Below are 24,569 nucleotides of genomic sequence, written 5' to 3'. Positions count from 1 at the left end.
GGCGGCTCAGCCGGTCTCGTACTCGATGGCGGCCAGATCCTGCAGGAAGCCCCGCAGCTCGTCGCGGAGATCGGGCCGGGACAGGCCGAAGGCGACCGTGGCCTGCAGGAAGCCCGCCTTCGAGCCGCAATCGTAGCGCTGGCCCTGGAACCGGAAGCCGTAGACGCCGGGATTGCTGCCGATCTCGCGGGCGATGGCGTCGGTGAGCTGGATCTCGCCGCCGGCGCCGCTCTCGATTTCCTCGAGATGCTTCATCACCTGCGGCGCCAGGATGTAGCGGCCGATCACGGCGAGGTTCGACGGCGCGGTCCCGGCGGGCGGCTTCTCGACCATGCCGCGCACGCGCAGGGCAGGGCCCTCACCCTCCTCGACATCGAGGATGCCGTAGGCCGAGGTCCGGTCCGGGCTGACCTCCATCGCGGCGACCATGTTGCCGCCCGTCTCGGCATAGGCGTCGACCATCTGCTTGAGGCAGGGCGTCTCGGCGGCGATGACGTCGTCGGGCAGGATCACCGCGAAGGGTTCGTCATGGATCATGCGCCGGGCGCACCAGACCGCATGCCCGAGACCCAGCGCCTTGCGCTGCCGGACATAGGCGATCTTGCCCGACTCCATGTCGGTGCGCGCCAGCTCGTCCAGCAGGTCGTGCTTGCCCTTCTCGCGCAGCTCGGCCTCCAGCATGGGGCTGTCGTCGAAATAATCCTCCAGCGCGGATTTCCCGCGCGAGGTGACGAAGATGAACTCCTCGATCCCGGCGGCGCGGGCCTCGTCGATCGCGTACTGGATCAACGGGCGGTCGACGAGGGTCATGATCTCCTTCGGGACGGATTTGGTGGCGGGCAGGAACCGCGTTCCCAGCCCCGCGACCGGGAAGATCGCCTTCGTGACCTTGCGCTGCATTTCCTGATCCTCCCGAAACAATCGACCGTCGCGTGCGAAATTGTCAGGCAATTGTGCCCGAATTTGGGCTTCAGCCGGGTTTCAACTCGAAGCCCGGCGCGTGGGCGATGAAGAACGGGTTCTCGAAGCCGGGCTTTCCGTAGCGCAGCGGGCTGTGATCGTCGAAGCGCACGACCTCGCCGCCCGCGCCGGCCAGCACCGCGTGGCCCGCGGCCGTGTCCCATTCCATCGTGCGTCCGAGCCGGGGGTAGAGGTCGGCCTCGCCGGTCGCCACGAGGCAGAATTTCAACGACGACCCGGCCGAGCGCATGTCGGCCACCGGGTATTTGGCGATATAGGCGTCCGTCGCGGCATCGCGATGCGATTTCGACGCGACCACCAGCAGGGCCGCGGGATCGGGCTGGCGCACGCGGATCCGCGTGGTCGCGCCCGCGGCGTAGGGGTCGAAGGGGCCCGCCTCCTCGACCGAATGGCCCTCCGCATCGGTCCAGAACAGACGCTTGCGCGCCGGGGCATAAACGACCCCGCGCACCGGCACGCCGCCATGCACCCATGCGATGTTGACGGTGAAATCGCCGCGGCGCTGGACGAATTCCTTGGTGCCGTCGAGCGGGTCGACGATGAAGAAGTCGCTCACGTCCTGGCCATGCGTCTCGGCCTGCTCCTCGGTCACCAGCGCCACATCCGGGAAGGCGTCGCGCAGCCCGGCCGAGATCAGCGCGTCGGCCGCCTCGTCCGCCGCGGTCACGGGGCTGTCGTCGGATTTCGAGCGGACTTCGAAATCGTCGGCCTCGTAGATCTCCATGATCCGGTCACCGGCCTCGAGCGCGAGACGCCGCAGCGTCACCATCATTCGGTCAAAATCCATGCCTATCTGTCCCCGGAGTCGAGCTGATCAGGATCGTCGCGCCCTTTTGGACCCGGTTCTGCTTATGGTAAGGAAGCGCTTCGGAGCAAGCGTGCAGCAGGAGGACGGCCATGTTCAGGCAGCATCGCCGCCAGACGATGTGGGGCGCGGCCTTCCGGATGGCCGACCTGATCTTCCACGCCACCGTCCGCCAGACGAAGAAGGGCCATCGCTCCGGCCTGATGGCGCTGGGCATGGCGACGCTGCAGACGGCGATCTTCGTGGGCGCCTTCTGGCTGATGTTTTCCATCCTCGGCCTGCGCGGTATCGCGATCCGCGGCAATTTCGTCCTGTTCCTGCTGTCGGGAATCTTCCTGTTCCTGACGCATACCAAGGCCGTGGGTGCCGTCTCAAGCGCCGAGAGCTCGACCTCGCCGATGATGCTGCACGGCCCGATGAACACCTATGTCTCGATCGCGGCGGCGGCGCTGTCCTGCCTCTACCTGCAGACCTTCTCGATGCTGATCGTGCTGTTCTTCACCCATGTCGCGCTCGAGCCGGTGGTGATCACCGATCCCGCGCAGGCGGCGCTGATGTTCATCCTGGCCTGGTTCACGGGCTGCGCGATCGGGTTGTGCTTCCTCGCGCTCAAGCCGTGGTTCCCGAATTTCTGCAGCATCGGCTCGTCGATCTACCAGCGCATGAACATGATCGCCTCGGGCAAGATGTTCGTGGCCAACACCCTTTCGGCGACGATGCTCTCCTTCTTCAGCTGGAACCCACTGTTCCACACCATCGACCAGGCGCGGGGCTTCACCTTCGTGAACTACAATCCGCATTATACGAGCTGGCAATACGCGCTGATCGTGGGCGTGGTCCTGCTCGTGCTGGGCATGATGGGCGAGCATTTCTCGCGCAAGCACACCTCGATCTCGTGGTTCGCGACGCGGTGATCCGCGCGCTGCTTCTCTGGCTCTGGCTCGCGGCGCCGGCGCTCGCCACGCAGGACGGCTGGCCCGCGCTTTTCGACGTGATCGGCGTGGCGGCGGACGACGTGCTCAACCTGCGCGCAGCGCCCGGGCCGAGCGCGCGGGTCGTGGGCCGGCTGGCACCGGACGCGACCGGGATCGAGGTGATCCGCCCGGACGCGCGGCAGCGCTGGGGCCTCGTGAACACGGGCGAGGGCACGGCCTGGGTCTCGCTGCGCTATCTCGCGCGCCGGCCGGGCCAGTGGGACCGGGCTTTCCCACAAGTCGCCAGCTGCTTCGGGACCGAGCCGTTCTGGACCCTCGCCATCGACGGCGACGCCGCGCGGATGTCTACGCCGGAGCGCGTTGTCGCGGGCCGCGTCACGGCGCGGCTGGGATCCGCCAACCGGCGGGATCGGTTCGGGCTGACGGCCGATCTCGGCGGCGCGCCGCTCAGCGGCGTCATCGCCAACCGCGCCTGCAACGACGGGATGAGCGACCGGGAATACGGGCTGGCCGTCGACGCGATCTTCGAGGGCGCGGTGCTTTCGGGGTGCTGCACGCTTTCGCAATAACTATGTCACGACCCGAAGCGTCAGGTTGATCCGCCCCGGCGCGTCCAGCAGGGTCGAGGTCCCCGGCGCGATCCGGTCCACCCCGTGAAAGCGCAGCCGCGCCGCGCCCTCCAGCACCACCACGTCGCCGGATCGCAGCCATACCGCCTCCGTGCGGCCGCCGCGTTCGAGATTGCCGATCCGGAAGCGCCCGTCATCGCCTAGCGAGATCGAGACGACGGGCTGCGCGAGATCGGCCTCGTCGCGATCCTGGTGCAGGCCCATCCGCGCCTCAGGCCCGTACCAGTTCACCAGGCAGCATTCCGGGTCCCGCGCGTCCGGCACGACGGCGCGCCAGACGGCCATCACGCTGTCGGGGATCGGCGGCCAGCCGACGCCCGAGTGATGGCGTTCGGCATAGCCGTAGCGGCCGCGCTCGACGACCCAGCCGAACCGGCCGGCCGCGGTCATGCGCACCGACATCGGCCGGCCGAACCGGGTCACATGGGTGACGAAGGGCGCGGCGCGGGCGATGGCGCGCACATCCTCCGCCATCGCCGCCTGGGCCGTCCGATCCAGCCAGCCGGGCAACAGGCGGACGCCCCGGATCACCGCGCCCCGCGGGGCATCGCCATCGCTCAATTTGTGCCTCTTCACGTCCTTGCGAGGTCCAGACCCCCTCCTTATATACCCTCCGAACCGCGGGCCGGGGCAATTCGGACCGTATTCGAAAGGGATATGGACCGGGATGCCTGAGCGGGTCCCGGACCTCACAGATCGCCAAGAGAGGATATTCGAAATGGCAAAAGTCATCGGTATCGACCTCGGGACCACGAACTCCTGCGTCGCCATCATGGACGGGTCCCAACCCCGCGTGATCGAGAACGCGGAAGGCGCGCGCACGACGCCGTCGATCGTGGGTTACACCGAGTCCGAACGCCTGGTCGGCCAGCCCGCCAAGCGGCAAGCCGTCACCAACCCCGAGAACACCGTCTTCGGCGTCAAGCGCCTGATCGGTCGTCGCTTCGAAGACGAGCATCTCGCCAAGGACAAGAAGAACCTCCCCTACAACGTCATCGCCGGTTCGAACGGCGACGCCTGGGTCGAGGTTCGCGGCGAGAAATACTCCCCCGCGCAGGTCAGCGCCCTGATCCTTCAGAAGATGAAGGAGACGGCCGAGAGCTATCTGGGCGAGGAGGTCACGCAGGCCGTTATCACCGTGCCCGCCTATTTCAACGACGCCCAGCGCCAGGCCACCAAGGATGCCGGCAAGATCGCCGGTCTCGAGGTGCTGCGCATCATCAACGAGCCGACGGCCGCCGCGCTGGCTTACGGTCTCGACAAGAAGGAAGCGCGCACCATCGCGGTCTACGACCTCGGCGGCGGCACCTTCGACGTCACCATCCTGGAAATCGATGACGGCCTGTTCGAGGTGAAGTCCACGAACGGCGACACGTTCCTGGGCGGCGAAGACTTCGACATGCGCATCGTCAACTACCTCGCGGACGAGTTCAAAAAGGAGCACGGCGCCGACCTGACGCAGGACAAGATGGCCCTGCAGCGCCTCAAGGAAGCGGCCGAGAAGGCCAAGATCGAGCTCAGCTCCTCGTCGCAGACCGAGATCAACCAGCCCTTCATCTCGATGGGGACCAACGGACAGCCGCTGCACCTGGTGATGAAGCTGACCCGCGCCAAGCTGGAAAGCCTGGTCGGCGATCTGATCAAGCAGTCGATCAAGCCCTGCCAAGCCGCGCTGAAGGATGCCGGCATCGACAAGAGCGAGATCGACGAGGTCGTCCTGGTCGGCGGCATGACCCGCATGCCCAAGGTCATCGAGGAAGTGACGAAGTTCTTCGGGAAGGAGCCCCACAAGGGCGTGAACCCCGACGAGGTCGTCGCCATGGGCGCCGCCATCCAGGCCGGCGTTCTGCAAGGTGACGTCAAGGACGTGGTCCTGCTCGACGTGACGCCCCTGAGCCTCGGCATCGAGACGCTGGGCGGCGTGTTCACCCGCCTGATCGACCGCAACACGACGATCCCGACGAAGAAGTCCCAGGTCTTCTCGACTGCCGAGGACAACCAGAACGCGGTGACGATCCGCGTCTTCCAGGGCGAGCGCGAGATGGCGGCCGACAACAAGATGCTCGGCCAGTTCAACCTGGAAGACATCCCGCCCGCCCCGCGCGGCATGCCGCAGATCGAGGTGACTTTCGACATCGACGCCAACGGCATCGTGTCGGTCGGCGCCAAGGACAAGGCGACCGGCAAGGAGCAGCAGATCACCATCCAGGCGTCGGGCGGTCTGACCGACGAGGATATCGAGCGCATGGTGCAGGAGGCCGAGGAGAACGCCGAGGCCGACCGCAATCGTCGCGAGCTGGTCGAGGCCAAGAACCAGGCCGAAAGCCTGGTGCACGCGACGAAGAAATCGCTCGAGGATCACGGCGACAAGGTCGACCCGTCCACGGTCGAGGCGATCGAACTGGCCGTCTCCGCGCTGGAAGAGGCGATGGAGGGTGACGACGCCGGCAAGATCAAGTCGGGCATCCAAAACGTCTCCGAGGCGTCGATGCGCCTGGGCGAAGCCATCTATAAGGCGCAGGCCGAAGCCGAGGGCGGCGAGTCCGACACCGCCGCGACCGACGAAGCCGAAGGCGGCAAGTCCGACGATGACGAGATCCTCGATGCCGATTTCGAAGATCTCGACGATGACCAGAAGCGGGCTTGAGCCTTTCCGGTCATGAGGGCGACACAGAAGGCCGGCCCCGACGCGGGCCGGCCTTCTCGTTGGAGAATGAATGATGGCGAAACGTGACTACTACGAGACGCTCGGTGTCTCGAAGGGCGCCAGCGCCGACGAGATCAAGAAGGCCTACCGCCGTAAGGCGAAGGAGCTGCATCCCGACCGCAATTCCGACAACCCGAATGCCGAGGCGCAGTTCAAGGAAGCGAACGAGGCCTATGACGTCCTGAAGGATGCCGAGAAGAAGGCCGCCTATGACCGCTTCGGCCATGCCGCCTTCGAGGGCGGAATGGGCGGCGGCGGTCCGCGCCGTCCGGGCGGCGCCGGCGGGCCGGGGCAGGGCGATTTCGCGTCGGCCTTCTCGGACGTGTTCGAGGACCTGTTCGGCGATTTCATGGGCGGGCAGGGCGGCCCGGGCCGGGGCGGCGGGCGCACGCGCGCCACGCGCGGCTCGGACCTGCGCTACAACATGCGCGTCACGCTCGAAGAGGCCTTCGCCGGCGAGCAGAAGACGATCACCGTCCCGACCGCCGTGACCTGCAGCACCTGCGAGGGCAAGGGCACCGAGGGCGCGAGCGAACCCGCCACCTGCCCGACCTGCTCGGGCATGGGCAAGGTGCGCGCGCAGCAGGGCTTCTTCACGGTCGAACGCACCTGCCCGACCTGCTCGGGCGCGGGCCAGATCATCAAGAACCCCTGCAATGTCTGCGGCGGCGTCGGCCGGGTCGAGAAGGAGCGCCAGCTCTCCGTCAACATCCCCGCGGGCGTCGAGACCGGCACCCGCATCCGGCTCTCGGGCGAGGGCGAGGCGGGTCTGCGCGGCGGGCCGACGGGCGATCTCTACATCTTCATCGAGGTCTCCGATCACCCGATCTTCCAGCGCGACGGCGTAAACCTCTATTGCCAGGTTCCCGTGGCGATGACCGCGGCCGCGCTGGGCGGCGAGGTCGAGGTGCCCACCATCGAGGGCGGCCGCAGCCGCGTGAAGGTGCCCGCCGGCTCGCAGACCGGCCGCCAGATGCGCCTGCGCGGCAAGGGTATGCCCGCGCTGCGCGGCGGCGCGCGCGGCGACATGTTCATCGAGCTCGCCATCGAGACGCCGGTGAACCTGACCACCAAGCAGCGCGAGCTTCTGCGCGAGTTCGAGAAGATCGACGCCGACAACAATCCCCAGGGCGACAGCTTCTTCCGCAAGGTGAAGGGCTTCTGGGACGGCATGACGCAATGAGACGCCGCGCCGCGCTGGGATGCCTCGGCGCGGCGCTGGCCTGCCCCGCGATCCTGCGGGCGCAGACCCTGCCGGAGCTGCGCGACAGCGCGGCGGCCCTCGACCAGCTTCACAGCCTGATCGTCTGGCGCGGCGGCACCGAGGTGCTGGCCGAACGCTTCGGCGGCCCCGGGCTGGACCGCGTGGCCAATGTGAAATCCGTCTCCAAGACGCTTCTGTCGCTCCTCGTCGGGATCGCCGCCCAGCGCGAACTGCTGTCGGTCGAGGACCGCGTGCTCCCGCTCCTCGGTCGCGGGCCGGCCGGCGATGCGCGCGACGCCATCACCGTGGCCGACCTCCTGTCGCTCCGCGGCGGGCTGGCGAGCACCTCGGGCCCGAATTACGGTGCCTGGGTCTCCAGCCCGAACTGGGTGGAATACGTCCTGAACCAGCCGCTCGAATCCGAGCCGGGCGGGCGCTTCATCTACTCGACCGGCGCGACCCACCTGCTGGGCGCCGCGCTGTCGCGCGCGGCCGAGGCCGACCTTCTGACGCTGGCGCGCCGCTGGCTGGGCGCCCCGCTCGGGATCGACTTCGCGCCCTGGGTCGCCGATCCGCAGGGCAACTATCTCGGCGGGAACGACATGGCGCTCAGCCCGCGCGACCTGGGCCGGGTCGCGCGCATGTGCCTAAACCGGGGCGAATGGCAGGGCCGGCAGGTGATCGACCCCGCCTGGTTCGACCGCGCCTGGCAGCCCCGCGCCCGCTCGCCCTGGTCGGGCGATGGCTATGGCTACGGCTGGTTCCTGACGCGGCTCGGGGGCACGCCCGTCCACTACGCGCGCGGCTATGGCGGGCAGGTGATGGCGGTGATGCCGCGCATCGACACGGCCCTCGTGATCACATCCGACCCGACCCGGCCGGCCCGCTCCGGCGGCTATTTCGGCGACTTGCGCGACCTGATGGGCCGGGTCGCCGCGGCCTGAAGCCCGACCCGCTTCGCACCGCGCTCAGTTCCCCACGCGGCAGGCCGCGAGCAGCGCCATGTTGAGGATATCACTCGCCGTCGATCCGGTGGAGGCGATCTGGATCGGCTGGTCCAGCCCGGTCAGGATCGGGCCGATCACCGTGGCGCCCGCCATCTCCTGCATCAGCTTGACCGAGATGCTGGCCGAGTGCCGCGCCGGCACCACCAGCACGTTGGCCGGCCCGGTCAGGCGCGAGAACGGGTAGTTCGCCGCCACCTCCGGGTTCAGCGCGACGTCGACGGTCATCTCGCCCTCGAACTCGAAATCCGCGCCCCGCGCCTCCAGCACCGCGGGGGCGTGATGCATCTTCTCGGCACGCTCGGAGACCGGGTAGCCGAAGGTCGAGAAGCTAACGAAGGCCACCCGCGGCTCCAGTCCCATGGCGCGGGCGACGCGCGCGCCGGCCTGCGCGATGGTCGCCAGCCCCTCCTCGTCGGGCCATTCATGGACCAGCGTGTCGCCGATCAGGACGATCCGCCCGCGATGCAGCAGCGCGGTGATGCCGACGGCCTCCGGGTTGCCGTGGATCGGAAAGACATGGTCGAGCAGCCGCATCGCATGGGCCGATTTGCGCGTCGCGCCGGTCACCAGCCCGTCGCCATGCTCATGCGCCAGCATCAGCGCGGCGAAGACATGCCGGTCGCGGCTGGCCAGGCGGTGCACGTCCTGCCGGTCGAACCCCTCGCGCTGCAGCCGCTGGTAGAGGAAGGTCTTGTAGGTCTCGAGATGCAGCGTGTTGGCGGCGTTCACCACCTCCAGCTCGCGCGAGGCATCGGCGAGGCCTGCGGCGTCGAGCTTGGCCTTCACGTCCTCGGCCCGCCCGACGACCAGCGCGCGGCCATAGCCCGAGCGCTGATAGGCGACCGCCGCGCGCAGCACGCGGGGGTCGTCGCCCTCGGCGAAGATCATCCGCGCCTGGGCCTGCCGGGCCCGCGCGCTGATCCCCTGCACGATGCTGGCCGTGGGATCCATCCGCGCGGCCAGGGCGTGGGTATAGGCGTCCATGTCGAGGATTGGCCGCCGCGCCACGCCGGTATCCATGCCGGCGCGCGCCACGGCGGGCGGGATGACGTGGATCAGGCGCGGGTCGAAGGGCGTCGGGATGATGTAGTCGCGCCCGAAGCTCAGCTTGCGACCATAGGCCATCGCCACCTCGTCGGGCACGTCGGCGCGCGCCAGCTCGGCCAGCGCCTCGGCGCAGGCGATCTTCATCTCGTCGTTGATGGCGCGGGCATGGATGTCGAGCGCGCCGCGGAAAAGATAGGGAAAGCCCAGCACGTTGTTAACCTGGTTGGGATAATCCGAGCGTCCCGTCGCCACGATCGCATCCGGCCGGATCTCATGCGCTTCCTCTGGCGTGATCTCGGGGTCGGGGTTGGCCATCGCGAAGATCACCGGATCCTCGGCCATGCTCTCGACCATGGCCTGGGTGACCGCGCCCTTGGCCGACACGCCCAGGAACACGTCCGCCCCGGCCATCGCCTCTTCCAGCGTGCGCAGGTCGGACTTGACCGCATGGGCCGATTTCCACTGGTTCATGCCCTCGGTGCGGCCTTGGTAGATCACGCCCTTGGTGTCGCAGGCGATGCAGTTCTCGTGCCGCGCGCCCATCGACTTCAGCAGCTCGATACAGGCGATCCCCGCCGCGCCCGCGCCGTTAAGCACGATCTTCACATCCTCGATTTTCTTGCCCGACAGGTGCAGCGCGTTGATCAGACCGGCCGCACAGATCACCGCCGTGCCGTGCTGGTCGTCGTGGAAGACGGGGATGTCCATCTCCTCCTTCAGGCGGCTCTCGATCATGAAGCATTCGGGCGCCTTGATGTCCTCGAGGTTGATGCCGCCGAAGCTCGGACCCATCAGCTTCACCGCGGCGACGAATTCGTCGACCTCCTCGGTGTCGAGCTCGATATCGATCGAGTTGACGTCGGCGAAGCGCTTGAACAGCACCGCCTTGCCTTCCATCACCGGCTTGGAGGCCAGCGCGCCAAGGTTGCCGAGCCCCAGCACCGCCGTCCCGTTCGAGATCACGGCCACGAGGTTCCCCTTGGTCGTGTAGTCGTAGGCGGTGGCGGGATCGGCGGCGATCGCCTCGCAGGGCACGGCCACGCCGGGGGAATAGGCCAGGCTCAGATCGCGCTGCGTCGCCATCGCGGTCGAGGCGCTGATATCCAGCTTCCCGGGCCGCGGCTCCAGATGGTAGGCGAGCGCCTCTTCGCGCGTGATCTTGGTGCGTCCGGCCATGCGGTCCTCCCCGGTTTCGCTTCACGGTAGCGGAGGGTTCCGGTGGGCGGTAGGGTCGCCGCCGCGAAGGGGGGAAGCCATGTCCGTCACGCCGATGATGGCCCAGTATCTCGAGATCAAGGCGGAAGCGCCGGACGCCCTCCTGTTCTACCGGATGGGCGATTTCTACGAGCTGTTCTTCGACGACGCGGTGGCGGCGTCGGCGGCGCTGGACATCGCACTGACCAAGCGCGGCAAGCATCTGGGCGAGGATATCGCCATGTGCGGCGTGCCGGTCCATTCCGCCGAGAACTACCTGATGACGCTGATCCGCAAGGGCTTCCGCGTCGCGGTCTGCGAACAGCTGGAAAGCCCCGAGGAGGCGAAGAAGCGCGGCTCGAAATCGGTGGTGAAGCGCGGGATCGTCCGGCTGGTGACGCCCGGCACGCTGACCGAGGACACGCTGCTGGAGGCGCGGGCGCATAACTACCTCGCGGCCTTCCACGAGGTGCGGGGCGAGGGGGCGCTGGCCTGGGCCGATATCTCGACCGGCGCGTTCCACGTCGCCGCCTGTCCGCGCGTCCGGTTGGGGCCCGACCTGGCGCGGCTCGGCGTGGCCGAGCTGATCCTGGGCGAGGGCGCGGAAGGCGCAACCGTGGCCGAGGAGCAGGGCGCCTCGGTGACGCCGCTGGGCCGCAGCGCCTTCGACAGCGCCGGGGCCGAAACCCGCCTGAAGGCTCTATTCAAGGTGAAATCGCTCGACAGCTTCGGGCAGTTCTCGCGCGCCGAGCTCGGCGCGATGGGCGCCCTGATCGAATATGTCGAGATCACCCAGCGCGGCCGGCTGCCGCTCCTGCGCCCGCCCCGGCGCGAGGCGGCGGGCGCGATGATGGCGATCGACGCGGCCACGCGGCGCAATCTCGAGCTGACCCGCGGGGCCGGGGGCGGGCGCGACGGCTCGCTCCTCTGGGCGATCGACCGGACCGTGACCGCCGGCGGCGCGCGGCTCCTGGAACGGCGCGTCGCCGCGCCGTCGGCGCATGTCGAGACGATCCGCGCCCGGCTCGACGCGGTCGACTGGGCCGTGCGCAACGATGCGCTGGCCCAGCAGCTCCGCGACATGCTGCGCCGCGCCCCCGACATGGACCGGGCCCTGTCGCGCCTGTCGCTCGACCGCGGCGGACCGCGCGACCTGGCGGCGATCCGGGACGGGCTGGCGGCCGGGCAAAGCGTCTTTTCCGCCGTGTTCGAGACGGATCTACCGCTCGACGTCGCCGCGCTCGCGGGCGAGGAAGCGCTGAGCGAACGGCTGGAACAGGCGCTGGTCGCCGAACCGCCCGTGATGCTGCGCGACGGCGGCGCCATCGCCGCGGGCTTCGATGCCGAGCTCGACGAGGCGCGCGCGCTGCGCGACGAGGGCCGCGGCGTCATCGCCCGGCTGCAGGCCGACTACGTTGCAGCCACCGGCATCGCCTCGCTGAAGGTGAAGCACAACAACGTGCTGGGCTATTTCGTCGAAACCACCGCGACCCATGCCGAGAAGATGCGCGCCGACGCCGCCTTCATCCACCGCCAGACCACCGCGAACCAGGTCCGCTTCACCACGGTCGAGCTGTCGGAGCTGGAGACGAAGATCCTCAATGCCGGCGCCCGCGCGCAGGAGATCGAGACCCGGATCTTCGCGGCGCTGCGCCAGGCCGTGCTCGACGCCGCCGATCCGGTCTTCGCCGCAGCCCGGGCGCTGGCGGAGCTGGATGTGATTACAGCGCTCGCCGACCTCGCCCGGGCCGAGGATTGGTGCCGCCCGCAGGTCGATGAGAGCCGCGCCTTCGCCGTCCGCGCCGGGCGACACCCGGTGGTCGAACGCGCGCTCAAGCGCGACGGCGCGCCCTTCGTGGCCAACGATACCGCGCTTACGGCCGAGGACGGCGCCGCAATCCGGCTTCTGACCGGGCCGAACATGGCGGGCAAATCGACATGGCTGCGACAGAATGCGCTGATCGCCGTGCTGGCTCAGATGGGCGCCTTCGTCCCGGCCGAGGCCGCGCATATCGGCGTGGTCAGCCAGCTCTTCAGCCGGGTGGGGGCCTCGGACGACCTGGCCCGCGGGCGCTCGACCTTCATGGTCGAGATGGTCGAGACGGCCGCGATCCTGAACCAGGCCGATGACCGCGCGCTGGTGATCCTCGACGAGATCGGGCGCGGCACGGCCACCTATGACGGGCTGTCCATCGCCTGGGCGACGCTCGAGCATCTGCACGACGTCAACCGCTGCCGCGCGCTCTTCGCCACGCATTACCACGAGATGACGGCGCTCGCCGCCAAGCTCGACGGGGTCGAGAACGCCACCGTCGCCGTGCGCGAATGGGAGGGCGAGGTGATCTTCCTGCACGAGGTCCGCGACGGGGCCGCCGACCGCAGCTACGGGGTGCAGGTGGCCAAGCTCGCGGGCCTGCCCCCGGCCGTGGTCGAGCGGGCCCGCGCCGTCCTCGACGCGCTTGAGAAGGGCGAGCGCGAGGGCGGGGGCAAGGCCCGCGCGATGATCGACGACCTGCCGCTCTTCCGCGCCGCGCCGGCACCGGCACCCGCCCCGCAAACGAAAAGCGCAGCCGAGGACCGGCTGCGCGAGGTTCTTCCCGACGAGCTGACCCCGCGCGAGGCGCTGGACCTGCTCTACGAGCTGAAAGGCCTAGCCGGCGGGCGTGCTTGACACGCCGACCTGCGCGGGGCGCAGCAGGCGATCATGCAGCAGGAAGCCTTCGGCCGCGACCTGGATGATGTCGCCGGCCTTGGTGTCGGGCAGGGGCGCCTCGAACATGGCCTCGTGGTGCTGCGGATCGAACCGGTCGCCGATCTCGGGCGCGACCATGGTGATGCCGTGCTTGTTGAAGACCTTCAGCAGCTCCTTGAGGGTCAGCTTGATGCCCTCGACCACGCCGTCATTCGCGTCGCCCGCCGCGTCCAGCGCGCGGCGCAGGTTGTCATAGACCGGCAGCAGGTCGCGGGCGAGCTTGGAGCCGCCGTATTGCTCGGCTTCCGACCGGTCGCGGGCGGCGCGCTTGCGGACGTTCTCGGCCTCGGCCAGCGCGCGCATCAGGCGATCGCGCATCTCGTCGCGCTCGGCGATGACGGCTTCCATGGCGGCGCGGCCCGACTTCGCGGAGTCCTCCGGGTCCTCGTCCATCGCGGCGTCGAGGTCGAATTCCTCCTCCTCGGCCTCCGGGTCGTCGAGGAACGGGTTTTCCTTCGGCTCTGCCATTCGGATCCTCTATCGTTTCGGGCCGGACAGCATCCGTCCGACCAGTTGAGCAGTGTAGTCCACGATGGGGACGATTCGCCCGTAATTGAGACGGGTGGGGCCGATCACGCCGACCGCGCCCACGATTTTTCGATCCGCGTTCATATAGGGAGAAACCACCAGAGATGAACCGGAAAGTGAGAACAACTTGTTCTCCGAGCCGATGAAGATGCGGACGCCCTCGCCCTCCTCGGTCAAGCTCAGGAAATCGGCGATGTCGCGCTTGCGCTCCAGGTCGTCGAAGAGGCTGCGGATACGCTCCAGCGAGGCGGCGTCGGCGCCTTCGCCGAGCAGGTTGGAGCGTCCGCGCACGATCAGCCGCTCCGACCGCTCGCCCTCGTTCTCCCAGGCGGCGAGGCCCTTCTCGATCAGGTCATGGGCCAGCGCGTCGATCTCCTGCCGCCGGGCGCTGACCTCCTCGGCCATCAGGTTCGACAGGTCCGAGATCGTCCGCCCCTCGATGATCGCGTTGAGCAGGTTCGCCGCCTCGCGCATCGAGGACGGGGTCTGCCCGGGCGGCGGCGTGAAGACGCGGTTCTCGACATGGCCGTCGGCGAAGACCAGCACCACCAGGGCCCGGTCGGCGGCGAGCGACACGAACTCGATATGCTTGATCGGCGCCTCGCGCTTCGGTGCCAGCACCAGCGACGCGCCCTGCGTGATCCCCGACAGGGCGCTGCCCACGCGGTCCATCATCGCGGTCACGTCATCCTCGGACGCGCCGAGACTGGCTTCGATCTTCTCGCGATCCTCGTCGCCCAGCTGCGCCTCGAGCAGGCCGTCGACGAACATCCGCAGGCCCGATTGCGTGGGGATGCGCCCGGCGCTGATATGCGGTGCCTCCAGGAGCCCGAGGAACTCGAGATCCTGCATCACGTTGCGGATCGTCGCGGCCGAGACCTTCTCGGACATGGACCGCGTCAGGGTGCGGCTGCCCACCGGATCGCCCGTGCCGAGATAGCCCTCGACCACGCGGCGGAACACCTCGCGGGAACGGTCGTTCAACTCCGACAGGATTTGCGGGTTCGCGGTCATGGCGAACGGGATCTATGCACCGCGCCCCCCGTGGTCAATCGCGGGGTTGCATGGATCCGGCGCCGTGGGCATGTGACACGGCAACAGCAGACAGGAGTATTTCATGCGCCCTTCCGGCCGCGCGCTCGACCAGATGCGCGATATCTCGATCGAGACCGACGTCACCCGCCATGCCGAAGGCTCCTGCCTGATCCGCTGCGGCGACACGCATGTGCTCTGCACCGCGTCGCTGGAAGAACGGGTGCCGCCCTTCCTGCGCGGCGGCGGGCAGGGCTGGGTGACGGCGGAGTACGGCATGCTGCCCCGCGCCACCACGACGCGGATGCGCCGCGAGGCGGCCGCCGGCAAGCAATCGGGCCGCACGCAGGAGATCCAGCGCCTGATCGGGCGCAGCCTGCGGGCCGGGATCGACCGCAACGCCCTGGGCGAGCGGCAGATCACCGTCGACTGCGACGTGCTGCAGGCCGATGGCGGCACGCGCTGCGCCGCGATCACCGGCGGCTGGGTCGCGCTGCGCCTGGCGGTCAACAAACTGATGAAGGCCGGCGATGTGATCACGGACCCGCTGACCGACCATGTCGCCGCCGTCTCCTGCGGGGTCTATGCCGGTCAGCCCGTGCTCGATCTCGACTACCCCGAGGACAGCCAGGCCGGGACCGACGCGAATTTCGTCATGACGGGCGCCGGCTCGATGATCGAGGTCCAGGCCTCGGCCGAGGGCTCGACCTTCTCGAAGGGCGAATTCGGTGAGCTTCTGGCGCTGGCCGAAAAGGGCGTGGCCGAACTGGTCGCCGCACAGAAGGCCGCCACCGCGTGAGACGGTTCGACGGCGATACGCTCCTGATCGCGACGCACAACCGCGGCAAGCTCGAGGAGTTTCGTGCCCTGCTCGCCCCGCACGGCATCACCGTGAAGTCGAACCGAGATTTCGACCTGCCCGAGCCCGAGGAGACCGAGGCCACCTTCGTCGGCAATGCCCGCATCAAGGCGCGCGCCGCGGTCGACGCGACCGGATTGCCCGCGCTGGCCGACGATTCCGGGATCGAGATCGACGGCCTGGACGGCGCGCCCGGCGTCCACACGGCGGATTGGGCCGAGACGGGGCAGGGGCGCGATTTCCACGTCGCGATGGAGCGCGCCTGGCGCGAGCTGGAAGCCCGCGCCGCGCCCGAGCCCCGGACCGCGCGGTTCTGCGCCACGCTGGTCCTGCGCTGGCCCGATGGGCACGAGGAGGTGTTCGAGGGCCGGGCGGAGGGCCGCATCGTCTGGCCGATGCGCGGCGCGGACGGGCATGGCTATGACCCGATTTTCCAGCCCGAGGGCCACGACCGCACCTTCGGCGAGATGCCCACCGACGAGAAGAACGCTATCAGCCACCGCGCCCGCGCCCTGAAGAAGATGCAGGCCGTGTTCGGGGACCCGGCGTGACGCGCCGCCTGATCTCCACCGGCTCGCCCTTCGAGCGGGAGATTGGCTATTCGCGCGCCGTGGTGCAGGGCGACTGGTGTTTCATGGCGGGCGTGACCGGCTACGACTACGCGACGATGGAGCTGCCCGCCGATCTTGGGACGCAGGTCGCGAATTGCTACGCCACCGTCCGCTCCGTCCTGGCCGAGGCGGGCTTCACCCCAAAGCATATCGTCCGGGTCCAGCACCTCGTGGCCGACCGGTCCGATATCGACGCGCTGCTGCCGCTTCTCGGGGCCGAACTCGGGCAGATCCGCCCCGCCGCGACGATGCTGGTCGCCGGCCTGATGCAGCCCGAGATGCGCTACGAGGTCGAGGTGACGGCCTTCAGAGGCGCCTGATGACGGCGCTCGAGCCCTGGCAAGAAGGCGGCTTCGGCCTGTACTTGCATTGGCCGTTCTGCGCCGCGAAATGCCCTTATTGCGACTTCAACAGCCATGTCTCGCGCCGGATCGACCAGGATGAATGGCTGGCCGCCTACCTCCGTGATCTGGAGCACTGGGCCGAACGCACGCCCGGGCGCGTCCTTTCCTCGGTCTTCTTCGGCGGCGGCACGCCATCCCTGATGGAGCCGCGCATCGTTGGCGCGATCCTCGACCGGGTGGCGGCCCTCTGGACCCCGGCAAACGATATCGAGATCACGCTGGAGGCCAATCCAACCTCGGTCGAAGCGGATCGCTTCGCCGGGTTCGTCGGCGCGGGGGTGAACCGCTTCTCCGTCGGGTTGCAGGCGCTGAACGACCCGGATCTGCGTGCGCTCGGGCGGCTGCACAGCGCCGCCGAGGGCCGCCGCGCCGTCGATATCGCGCGGAGCGTCTGCGACCGCGTGTCTTTCGACCTGATCTACGCCCGCCAGAACCAGAGCCTCGCCGATTGGGAGGCCGAGCTGCGCGAGGCGCTGTCCTTCGCGGGCGAGCACCTGTCGCTCTACCAGCTGACGATCGAGGCCGGCACGGCCTTCGGCGACCGGTTCCGGGCCGGTCGGCTGCGCGGCCTGCCCTCCGACGATCTCTCGGCCGAGATGTTCGAGTTGACGCAGGCGCTCTGCGCCGAGGCCGGCCTGCCGCGCTACGAGGTCTCGAACCACGCGGTGCCGGGCGCGGAGAGCCGGCACAACCTGATCTACTGGCGCGGCGGCGATTGGCTCGGCATCGGGCCCGGCGCGCATGGCCGGATCGCGCGGAACGGCTCGCGTGTCGCGACCGAAGCGACGCGGATGCCCACGGCCTGGCTAGAGCATGTCGCCGAACGGGGCACCGGTACCGCCGAGACCGAAGACCTTCAAACTACTGATATCGCAGAAGAATACTTGATCATGGGGTTGCGGATGCGCGACGGGATCGACCTGGATCGCCTGCGGCGCATGGGCGGGCACGTCGACGCGGCGGCCCTTGAAGACCTGACCGCGGCCAAGCTCCTGGAGCGCGACGGCGCGCGGTTGCGGGCCAGCGAGAGCGGCGTGCTTCTGCTGAACCGGATCCTGGCCGAGCTAGCGCCGGTCTGAGCCCGAAAGGACGGCGCAGATCCGGTCCAGCTCGTCCAACGAACTATAGCTGAGCGTGACGCGGCCGCTCTCATTCGCGGCCTTGTGGTCGATCTTGACCGAAAGCCCCAGCGCTGCCGTCAGGTCCCCCTCCAGCGCGCGCGTGTCGGCATCCTTGTCGCTGCGCTTCGGAGCGGTGGCCGGCGCGTCGCCCTCCATCGCGCGCTTGGCCAGGCGCTCCGTCTCGCGCACGGACAGGCCCTTCGCGATCACCGTGCCGGCCAGTCCCGCCGGGTCCGGCGCGTTGATCAGAGCCCGCGCATGCCCGGCGCTGAGCACGCCCTCGCGCACATGCGCCTGCACGCTCGCGGGCAGCTTCAGAAGCCGCATCAGGTTGGCGACATGGCTCCGGGACTTGCCCAAGACTTCGGACAGCTTCTCCTGCGTGTGCCCGAACTTGTCCATCAGCTGGCGGAAGCCCTCCGCCTCCTCGATGGCGTTCAGATCGGCGCGCTGGATGTTTTCGATGATGGCGACCTCGAGAAGCTCGGTATCGTCCATCTCGCGTATGACGACCGGCACCTCGTGCAGGCCGGCGCGCTGCGCCGCGCGCCAGCGGCGTTCGCCGGCGACGATCTCGTAGCGGGCATCGCCCCCGCCGCGGGCTGTCCGCACAATAATCGGCTGGATCACCCCGCGCTGCCGGATCGACGCCGCCAGGTCGGACAGCTCGTCCTCGTCGAAATCCCGGCGCGGCTGGTTCGGATTGGGCCGCACCGTCTCGATCGGTACCGAGCTGTCGGGCCGCGGCGGGCGGCTGCGCGCGCCCTCGGCATCGACGCCCACATCCGCCATCAGGGCGGACAGGCCGCGCGCCATCGGTCGGTTCGGTTTGCCGTCAGACATTGGCGACCAGCTCCTGTTCGTGGCGCGCGAGCACTTCGCTGGCCAGGCTGCGATAGGCCACCGCCCCGCGAGAGGACGGATCGTAGTTCAGAACCGGCATGGCATGGCTCGGCGCCTCGCTCAGGCGGACATTGCGCGGGATCTTGGTCTCGAAGACGAGGTCGCCCAGCGTCTCGCGCGCCTCGTCCTCGACCTGCAGGCACAGGTTGTTCCGGCGGTCGAACATCGTCAATACGATGCCTTCGAGCCGCAGATCGGCATTCGCCGTGCTCCGCACCTCCCGCACCGTGAGAAGGAGTTGCGACAGCCCTTCCAGCGCGAAAAACTCGGCCTGCAGCGGGACGAGGATCCCGCTGGAGGCGACGAAAGCATTGATCGTCAACAGGTTGAGCGACGGCGGGCAGTCGATCAGCACGTAGTCGTAGGGCGTGTCCCGGTGATGCAGGGCGTTGCGCAGATGCATGACGCGCCGGCTGCTGGCCATCAACTCGCCATCCGCCGAGCTCAAATCCATCGTCGACGGGATGATGAAGAGCCCGTCCACCGCCGTTTCCCGCGCCAGTTTCGCGGCAGAGACATCGCCGAGAAGCAGGTCATAGACACTCTGCACACGCCGGTCGCGTTCCACGCCCAGACCGGTCGACGCATTGCCCTGCGGGTCGAGATCGACGATCAGGACCCGCTTTCCGCGCATGGCGAGGGCCGCGCCGAGATTGATCGCTGTCGTCGTCTTTCCGACACCGCCCTTCTGATTGGCGATGCTGATGATCCGGGCTTTCATGGGGCGGGGCTCACCTTTCGGATGCAGAGGATCGCGGCCGCCGGGTCTGTCCGGCTGGGCACGACGTCACAGTCAAACTGCCAAGTTTCCCGCGCTGCCTCAATCTCGGAACGCCAGGATTGCCCCTTGGGAAAGAGATACTGTGTCTTTGGGACCGCGTGGCGCGACGCCAGGGCCAGAAGCTGCGGCAGGGGCGCCAAGGCCCGCGCCGAAATGATGTCAGCCGCTTGCGCGGGGGCGTTCTCGATCCGGTCCTGCACGATTTCGTAGTGCAGCCCCAATTCGCGCCGGACGGTGCGCAGAAATTCGCATTTGCGCTTGTCAGCCTCCATCAACGTCAGATCGCGACCATCGTCGCGCAGGATCGCCAGCACCACGCCCGGCAGACCACCGCCCGATCCGAGGTCGAGCCAGGCTCTGGTTGGCGGGGCCAATTCGAGGATCTGGGCGCTATCTTCGATATGCCGCGTCGCGATCTGGTCGATCGTGCTCGGCGAGACGAGGTTAATCGCCCGATTCCACTTGCGGAGCAGCGCTTCGTATCGTGTCAGGCGGTCGGTTGTTTCACGTGAAACATCCACGATCGGCTACGCGGACTGACGAGCATGGGCGCGGACTGTCGCCAAGACGACGACCATCGCCGCGGGCGTCATGCCTTCCAGCCGCCCCGCCTGGCCGAGCGTCTCGGGTCGCGTGCCGTTCAGCTTCGCGCGGATTTCATTCGACAGCGCCTCAACCGTCGACCAATCGATATCCCCGGGGATCTCGACCGCATCGTCCTTCTTCAATGCCGCGATCTCGCGATCGGCGCGTAAGATGTAGTTGGCGTAGAGGGCCTCACGGGCAATCTGCAGCATGTCGTCATGTTCGACGCCCGCAAGCTCAGTGGCTGCAAGCAGGGTCGGAACGTCCAGTCCCGGCATCGCCATCGCGTCGTAAAGCGCGCGGTCGGGCGCGGTATCGGGAAGCGTTGCGCCGTGCCTGCGCAGTGCCACGGCGGGGATCTTGGTCCGACGCGCCATGTCGCGGGCCACCGCAAGGCGCTGCATCTTCGTCTCGAACGCCAAGCGCCGCGTATCGGACACGCAACCGAGTGCGATCCCCATGCCCGTCAAACGCTCATCCGCATTGTCGGCGCGGAGCTTCAGCCGGAATTCGGCGCGTGAGGTGAACATGCGATAGGGCTCGGTCACGCCGCGCGTTACCAGGTCGTCGACCATCACGCCGATATAGGATTGCGTCCGGTCGAAGGACGGCGCATCGACGCCCCGGGCCTGCGCCGCGGCGCTCAGACCTGCGACGAGCCCCTGCGCGGCGGCTTCCTCGTAACCGGTCGTACCGTTGATCTGGCCCGCCAGGAACAGCCCGGGCCGGGCGCGCAGCTCGAGCGTCCGACGCAGCTCGCGCGGATCGACATAGTCGTATTCGATCGCATAGCCCGGCTGGACGATCTCGGTTGCCTCCAACCCGCGGATCGACCGGACATAATCCAGCTGCACATCGACGGGAAGCGAAGTCGAGATTCCGTTCGGGTACACGAGATCGCTCTCGACGCCTTCCGGTTCGAGGAAGATCTGGTGCGAGCTCTTCTCGGCAAAGCGGACGACCTTGTCCTCGATCGACGGGCAGTAGCGCGGTCCGACGCCGCCGATATGGCCACCATACATTGCCGAGCGGTCCAGATTGGCGCGGATGATCTCGTGGGTCGTGGCGTTTGTATGGGTGATCGCGCAGCAGACCTGCGGGGCCGTGACGCCCGTGCTCAGGAAGGAAAACAGCGTTGGCGCGTCGTCGCCCGGCTGCATTTCAAGTTCGTCCCAGGCGATGCTGCTGCGCTTCAGGCGGGGCGGCGTTCCGGTCTTGAGGCGACCGAAGCGGATATCGAGCCCGCGGACCCGCTCCGCCAGCATGTCGGAGGCCTGCGCACCCATCCGGCCGCCGCGCCGTTGTTCGTCGCCGATATGGATGACGCCGCCGAGGAACGTGCCGGTGGTCAGGATGACCTTCGTCGTCGAGAGGATGCCGCCGTCGGCAAGGACGATCTCGGAACCGCCATTCCCGGTCTCGCGCAGGTCGGTGACCTCGCCATAGACGGTCTCGATGCCCGCCGTCCCGGCGATCTCCGCCTGCATCGCGGCGCGGTACAGATCGCGGTCGATCTGCGCGCGCGGACCTTGGACCGCCGGACCCTTGCGACGGTTAAGCAGACGGAACTGGATGCCGGCCCGATCGGCGAGGCGACCCATGATTCCGTCCAGCGCGTCGATCTCGCGAACCAAGTGGCCCTTGCCAAGTCCGCCGATTGCCGGGTTGCAGGACATGGCGCCAAGATCGCTCTCGCGCATCGTCACCAGCGCGACGGACACGCCCATGCGCGCGGCGGCATGCGCCGCTTCGCAGCCGGCATGACCGCCACCGATGACGACGATGTCGAAAGACTGTTTCACGTGAAACACCGCTATTTGCCGATGCAGAAGGAGGCGAAGATGTCGTCCAGAATCGCCTCGATATCAACCCCGCCGATGATCGCCCGCAGCGTGTCGGCCGCGGCCTGCAGTTCCGCCGCCACCAGCTCCGCTTCGATCGCCGAATTTTCCAGAACCGTCGCGATGCGCTGGCGGGCCTCGTTTAGCGCGGCGCGATCGCGCTCGCGCGTGATCAGCCCGGCATCGGCGCTCTGCTCGGCCAGGCGCGCGTGGACGCTGTCGAGAAGGGCGTCGATGCCCGCCATCGTCTTGGTCGAGATCGTCCCGCGCGGGTCGATATCGGCCCGGGTCCGAATGCGCAGATCGCCGGGCTGTTCCGGGAGGCCCAGTTCGTCCGCGCCGTCGCCTGCAAGGAAGATCCGCAGATCCGCCGCACTGGCACGTTGTCGGGCGCGTTCCACCCCAAGCTGCTCGATCCTGTCCGCCGTCTCGCGGATGCCGGCCGTGTCGAGGAACGTCACCGCGAGACCGCGAAGGTCGGTTCGGACCTCGATGACATCCCGGGTCGTGCCGGCGATATCCGAGACGATCGCGGCATCGGACCGCGTCAACGCATTGATAAGGCTTGACTTTCCTGCGTTCGGGGGCCCCACGAGCGCGACGGTGAAGCCCGAGCGGATCCGCTTCGCCGCACGCACGCCCGCGAGCTCCGCGTCGATCTCGGAGAGTAGTTGCGCGAGAATCGCGGTGACCTCGGGCGACACGTCTTCCGGCACCTCTTCGTCGGCGAAGTCGATGGTCGCCTCGGTCAGGGCGCGGGCGCGGATCAGCCGGTCGCGCCAGCCGGTCACCCGGGCCGAGATCTCGCCGGTATAGACGCGCATCGCCTCGCGACGCTGCGCCTCGGTCTCGGCGTCGATCAGGTCGCCCAGCCCCTGGACCTGCAGCAGGTCCATGCGGTCGTTCATCAGGGCACGGCGGGTGAATTCGCCGGGCCGGGCGAGGCGAGCCAGCCCGGTCCGGGCGATGGCGTCCAGCACCGCGCGGATGATCGCGATGGAGCCGTGGAGATGCAGCTCAACCACCGCTTCGCCGGTGAAGCTGGCGCCCTCGTCGAAGCGCAGGACCAGCGCCTCGTCGAGCAGGGCGCCCCCGTCATCCGTCAGCCGCTGCACCGAGGCGCGGCGGGCCTCCGGCGCGCGGCCTCCCAGCCGCTCGAGGATCGCGACACTGTCCGGGCCCGAGAGCCGGATGACGGCCACGCCGGCTTTTCCCTCGGCGGTGGCGAGGGCGAAGATCGTGTCCTCCACCCGGGCCCCCGGGTCAGGAATTCATCGAGTCGAAGAAATCGGAGTTGGTCTTCGTCTGCTTCAGCTTCGAGATCAGGAACTCGATGGCGTCGGTCGTGCCCATCGGGTTCAGGATCCGGCGCAGCACGAAGGTCTTCTGCAGGTCCTTGGCATCGACCAGCAGCTCCTCCTTCCGGGTGCCGGACTTGAGGATGTCCATCGCCGGGAAGACGCGCTTGTCGGCCACCTTGCGGTCCAGCACGATCTCGCTGTTGCCGGTGCCCTTGAACTCTTCGAAGATCACCTCGTCCATGCGCGAGCCGGTGTCTATCAGCGCGGTCGCGATGATCGTGAGCGAGCCGCCTTCCTCGATGTTCCGGGCGGCACCGAAGAACCGCTTGGGACGCTGCAGCGCGTTTGCGTCGACACCGCCGGTCAGGACCTTGCCCGAGGACGGGACGACGGTGTTGTAGGCGCGGCCCAGGCGGGTGATCGAGTCGAGCAGGATGACGACGTCGCGCTTGTGCTCGACCAGGCGCTTGGCCTTCTCGATGACCATCTCGGCCACGGCGACGTGCCGGGTCGGCGGCTCGTCGAAGGTGGAGGAGACGACCTCGCCCTTCACCGAGCGCTGCATGTCGGTCACTTCCTCGGGGCGCTCGTCGATCAGGAGCACCATCAGGTAGCAATCGGGATGGTTCGTCTCGATCGACTTGGCGATGTTCTGGAGGAGCACGGTCTTACCCGTCCGCGGCGGAGCCACGATGAGCGAGCGCTGGCCCTTTCCGATGGGCGCGACCAGGTCGATGATCCGCGCGGAGCGATCCTTGATGGTCGGATCCTCGATCTCCATCTGGAAGCGCTCGTCGGGATAGAGCGGCGTCAGGTTGTCGAAGCTGACCTTGTGCTTGGCCATCTCCGGGTCAGCGAAGTTGATCTGCGTGACCTTGGTGATCGCGAAATAGCGCTCGTTGTCGTCGGGCGCCTGGATCAGACCCTCGACCGTGTCGCCGGTGCGCAGGCTGTGCTGGCGGATCACCTCGGGCGAGACGTAGATGTCGTCCGGGCCGGGCAGGTAGTTCGCCTCGGGCGCGCGCAGGAAACCGAAGCCGTCCTGCAGGACCTCCAGCACGCCTTCGCCGTAGATCTCCCAGCCCTCGTCGGCGCGTTCGCGAAGGATCGAGAACATCATCTCGCCCTTGCGCATCGTCGAGGCGTTCTCGATCTCGAGCTCTTCCGCCATCTCGACGAGATCTTTGGGCGACATGGCCTTCAGGTCGCGCAGGTTCAGCGTCTCGGGCGGGCCGTCGGGGGCGACGGTCTCGGCCTCGTCGAAGGTTTCGGGGGCATCGGTCTGGATGTCGTCGCGCATTGGGCAACTCCGCAGGGACACGGGCCCCGTGGGGGCCGGTCG

22 protein-coding genes are annotated in these 24,569 nt (G+C 68.3%); 10 read left to right on the top strand and 12 right to left on the bottom strand.

Features of this window, described 5'->3' with window-relative positions:
* Positions 1 to 6: 6 nt before the first annotated feature.
* Both galU and cysQ read right to left on the bottom strand, forming a co-directional pair.
* The gene (gene galU, locus P8627_RS08625) at positions 7 to 900 is read right to left on the bottom strand and encodes a UTP--glucose-1-phosphate uridylyltransferase GalU (protein ID WP_279967384.1); all 894 of its coding nucleotides are present in this window, start codon (positions 898 to 900) and stop codon (positions 7 to 9) included.
* 70 nt (positions 901 to 970) lie between these two features.
* Positions 971 to 1,768, bottom strand: coding sequence for a 3'(2'),5'-bisphosphate nucleotidase CysQ (cysQ, locus tag P8627_RS08620; RefSeq protein ID WP_279967382.1), 798 nt, complete (start codon positions 1,766 to 1,768; stop codon positions 971 to 973).
* Positions 1,769 to 1,878: 110 nt separating this feature from the next.
* Between cysQ and P8627_RS08615 the strand changes: the two genes are divergently transcribed.
* Both P8627_RS08615 and P8627_RS08610 read left to right on the top strand, forming a co-directional pair.
* On the top strand, positions 1,879 to 2,700 hold the full coding sequence (locus tag P8627_RS08615) for an ABC transporter permease (protein WP_279967381.1): 822 nt from the start codon (positions 1,879 to 1,881) through the stop codon (positions 2,698 to 2,700).
* Positions 2,682 to 3,290, top strand: coding sequence for a COG3650 family protein (locus tag P8627_RS08610; protein WP_279967379.1), 609 nt, complete (start codon positions 2,682 to 2,684; stop codon positions 3,288 to 3,290). The genes P8627_RS08615 and P8627_RS08610 overlap by 19 nt, the downstream gene beginning before the upstream one ends.
* Here the strand turns inward: P8627_RS08610 and P8627_RS08605 are convergent, their stop codons facing one another.
* Positions 3,291 to 3,824 carry an alpha-ketoglutarate-dependent dioxygenase AlkB family protein gene (locus tag P8627_RS08605; RefSeq protein ID WP_279967432.1) on the bottom strand — a complete coding sequence of 178 codons (534 nt, stop codon included), beginning with the start codon at positions 3,822 to 3,824 and terminating at the stop codon, positions 3,291 to 3,293.
* Between the two features lie 244 nt (positions 3,825 to 4,068).
* On the opposite strand from P8627_RS08605, the gene dnaK reads away from it, so the two are divergent.
* From dnaK to P8627_RS08590, 3 genes are all read left to right on the top strand, one after another.
* Positions 4,069 to 5,997 (top strand): molecular chaperone DnaK, encoded by a 1,929-nt coding sequence (gene dnaK / locus P8627_RS08600; protein ID WP_279967378.1) that lies wholly within the window; start codon positions 4,069 to 4,071, stop codon positions 5,995 to 5,997.
* A 73-nt stretch (positions 5,998 to 6,070) separates the two neighbouring features.
* A complete protein-coding gene (gene dnaJ, locus P8627_RS08595) occupies positions 6,071 to 7,240 on the top strand; it encodes a molecular chaperone DnaJ (protein WP_279967377.1) in 1,170 nt (389 codons plus the stop codon).
* The gene (locus P8627_RS08590; protein WP_279967376.1) at positions 7,237 to 8,205 is read left to right on the top strand and encodes a serine hydrolase domain-containing protein; all 969 of its coding nucleotides are present in this window, start codon (positions 7,237 to 7,239) and stop codon (positions 8,203 to 8,205) included. Before dnaJ ends, P8627_RS08590 begins: the two co-directional genes overlap by 4 nt.
* Before the next feature lie 24 nt (positions 8,206 to 8,229).
* On the opposite strand, the gene P8627_RS08585 is transcribed toward P8627_RS08590, so the two are convergent.
* Complete coding sequence (locus P8627_RS08585; RefSeq protein ID WP_279967375.1) at positions 8,230 to 10,491, bottom strand: NADP-dependent malic enzyme; 2,262 nt, start codon at positions 10,489 to 10,491, stop codon at positions 8,230 to 8,232.
* Positions 10,492 to 10,570: 79 nt separating this feature from the next.
* Between P8627_RS08585 and mutS the strand changes: the two genes are divergently transcribed.
* Complete coding sequence (gene mutS / locus P8627_RS08580) at positions 10,571 to 13,180, top strand: DNA mismatch repair protein MutS (RefSeq protein WP_279967373.1); 2,610 nt, start codon at positions 10,571 to 10,573, stop codon at positions 13,178 to 13,180.
* Here the strand turns inward: mutS and P8627_RS08575 are convergent.
* Positions 13,160 to 13,729 carry a nucleotide exchange factor GrpE gene (locus P8627_RS08575; RefSeq protein WP_279967372.1) on the bottom strand — a complete coding sequence of 190 codons (570 nt, stop codon included), beginning with the start codon at positions 13,727 to 13,729 and terminating at the stop codon, positions 13,160 to 13,162. The two genes, mutS and P8627_RS08575, sit on opposite strands and share 21 nt — an antisense overlap.
* A 9-nt stretch (positions 13,730 to 13,738) precedes the next feature.
* Entirely contained in the window at positions 13,739 to 14,803 is a 1,065-nt protein-coding gene (hrcA, locus tag P8627_RS08570) for a heat-inducible transcriptional repressor HrcA (RefSeq protein WP_279967371.1), read from the bottom strand.
* A 103-nt stretch (positions 14,804 to 14,906) separates the two neighbouring features.
* Here hrcA and rph point away from each other — a divergent pair, with 103 nt between their 5' ends.
* From rph to hemW, 4 genes are read left to right on the top strand one after another with little or no spacing between them, the layout of a single operon-like run.
* A complete protein-coding gene (gene rph, locus P8627_RS08565; RefSeq protein WP_279967369.1) occupies positions 14,907 to 15,620 on the top strand; it encodes a ribonuclease PH in 714 nt (237 codons plus the stop codon).
* Positions 15,617 to 16,231, top strand: a complete 615-nt coding sequence (rdgB, locus tag P8627_RS08560) for an RdgB/HAM1 family non-canonical purine NTP pyrophosphatase (RefSeq protein WP_279967368.1) — start codon at positions 15,617 to 15,619, stop codon at positions 16,229 to 16,231. Before rph ends, rdgB begins: the two co-directional genes overlap by 4 nt.
* On the top strand, positions 16,228 to 16,611 hold the full coding sequence (locus tag P8627_RS08555) for a RidA family protein (protein WP_279967367.1): 384 nt from the start codon (positions 16,228 to 16,230) through the stop codon (positions 16,609 to 16,611). The genes rdgB and P8627_RS08555 overlap by 4 nt, the downstream gene beginning before the upstream one ends.
* Positions 16,611 to 17,774, top strand: coding sequence for a radical SAM family heme chaperone HemW (gene hemW, locus P8627_RS08550; protein ID WP_279967366.1), 1,164 nt, complete (start codon positions 16,611 to 16,613; stop codon positions 17,772 to 17,774). Before P8627_RS08555 ends, hemW begins: the two co-directional genes overlap by 1 nt.
* Here the strand turns inward: hemW and P8627_RS08545 are convergent.
* Genes P8627_RS08545 through rho form a run of 6 tightly spaced genes read right to left on the bottom strand, consistent with a single transcriptional unit; the run spans position 17,760 to position 24,422 of the window.
* Positions 17,760 to 18,659: a ParB/RepB/Spo0J family partition protein gene (locus tag P8627_RS08545; protein WP_279967365.1), complete on the bottom strand. Its 900-nt coding sequence runs from the start codon at positions 18,657 to 18,659 to the stop codon at positions 17,760 to 17,762. The two genes, hemW and P8627_RS08545, sit on opposite strands and share 15 nt — an antisense overlap.
* Complete coding sequence (locus P8627_RS08540) at positions 18,652 to 19,440, bottom strand: ParA family protein (protein WP_279967364.1); 789 nt, start codon at positions 19,438 to 19,440, stop codon at positions 18,652 to 18,654. Before P8627_RS08540 ends, P8627_RS08545 begins: the two co-directional genes overlap by 8 nt.
* Positions 19,437 to 20,021 carry a 16S rRNA (guanine(527)-N(7))-methyltransferase RsmG gene (rsmG, locus tag P8627_RS08535; RefSeq protein WP_279967363.1) on the bottom strand — a complete coding sequence of 195 codons (585 nt, stop codon included), beginning with the start codon at positions 20,019 to 20,021 and terminating at the stop codon, positions 19,437 to 19,439. The genes P8627_RS08540 and rsmG overlap by 4 nt, the downstream gene beginning before the upstream one ends.
* Before the next feature lie 6 nt (positions 20,022 to 20,027).
* The gene (gene mnmG / locus P8627_RS08530) at positions 20,028 to 21,896 is read right to left on the bottom strand and encodes a tRNA uridine-5-carboxymethylaminomethyl(34) synthesis enzyme MnmG (RefSeq protein ID WP_407932973.1); all 1,869 of its coding nucleotides are present in this window, start codon (positions 21,894 to 21,896) and stop codon (positions 20,028 to 20,030) included.
* 2 nt (positions 21,897 to 21,898) lie between these two features.
* Positions 21,899 to 23,176 carry a tRNA uridine-5-carboxymethylaminomethyl(34) synthesis GTPase MnmE gene (mnmE, locus tag P8627_RS08525; protein ID WP_279967361.1) on the bottom strand — a complete coding sequence of 426 codons (1,278 nt, stop codon included), beginning with the start codon at positions 23,174 to 23,176 and terminating at the stop codon, positions 21,899 to 21,901.
* Between the two features lie 13 nt (positions 23,177 to 23,189).
* Entirely contained in the window at positions 23,190 to 24,422 is a 1,233-nt protein-coding gene (rho, locus tag P8627_RS08520; protein ID WP_279967430.1) for a transcription termination factor Rho, read from the bottom strand.
* Between the last annotated feature and the right edge of the window lie 147 nt (positions 24,423 to 24,569).

Origin of the sequence: Jannaschia sp. GRR-S6-38 (assembly GCF_029853695.1) — a bacterium.
GTDB lineage: Bacteria > Pseudomonadota > Alphaproteobacteria > Rhodobacterales > Rhodobacteraceae > Jannaschia > Jannaschia ovalis.
Note: the sequence above shows the minus strand (reverse complement) of the source record. Positions and strands in the feature narration are given on the sequence as shown.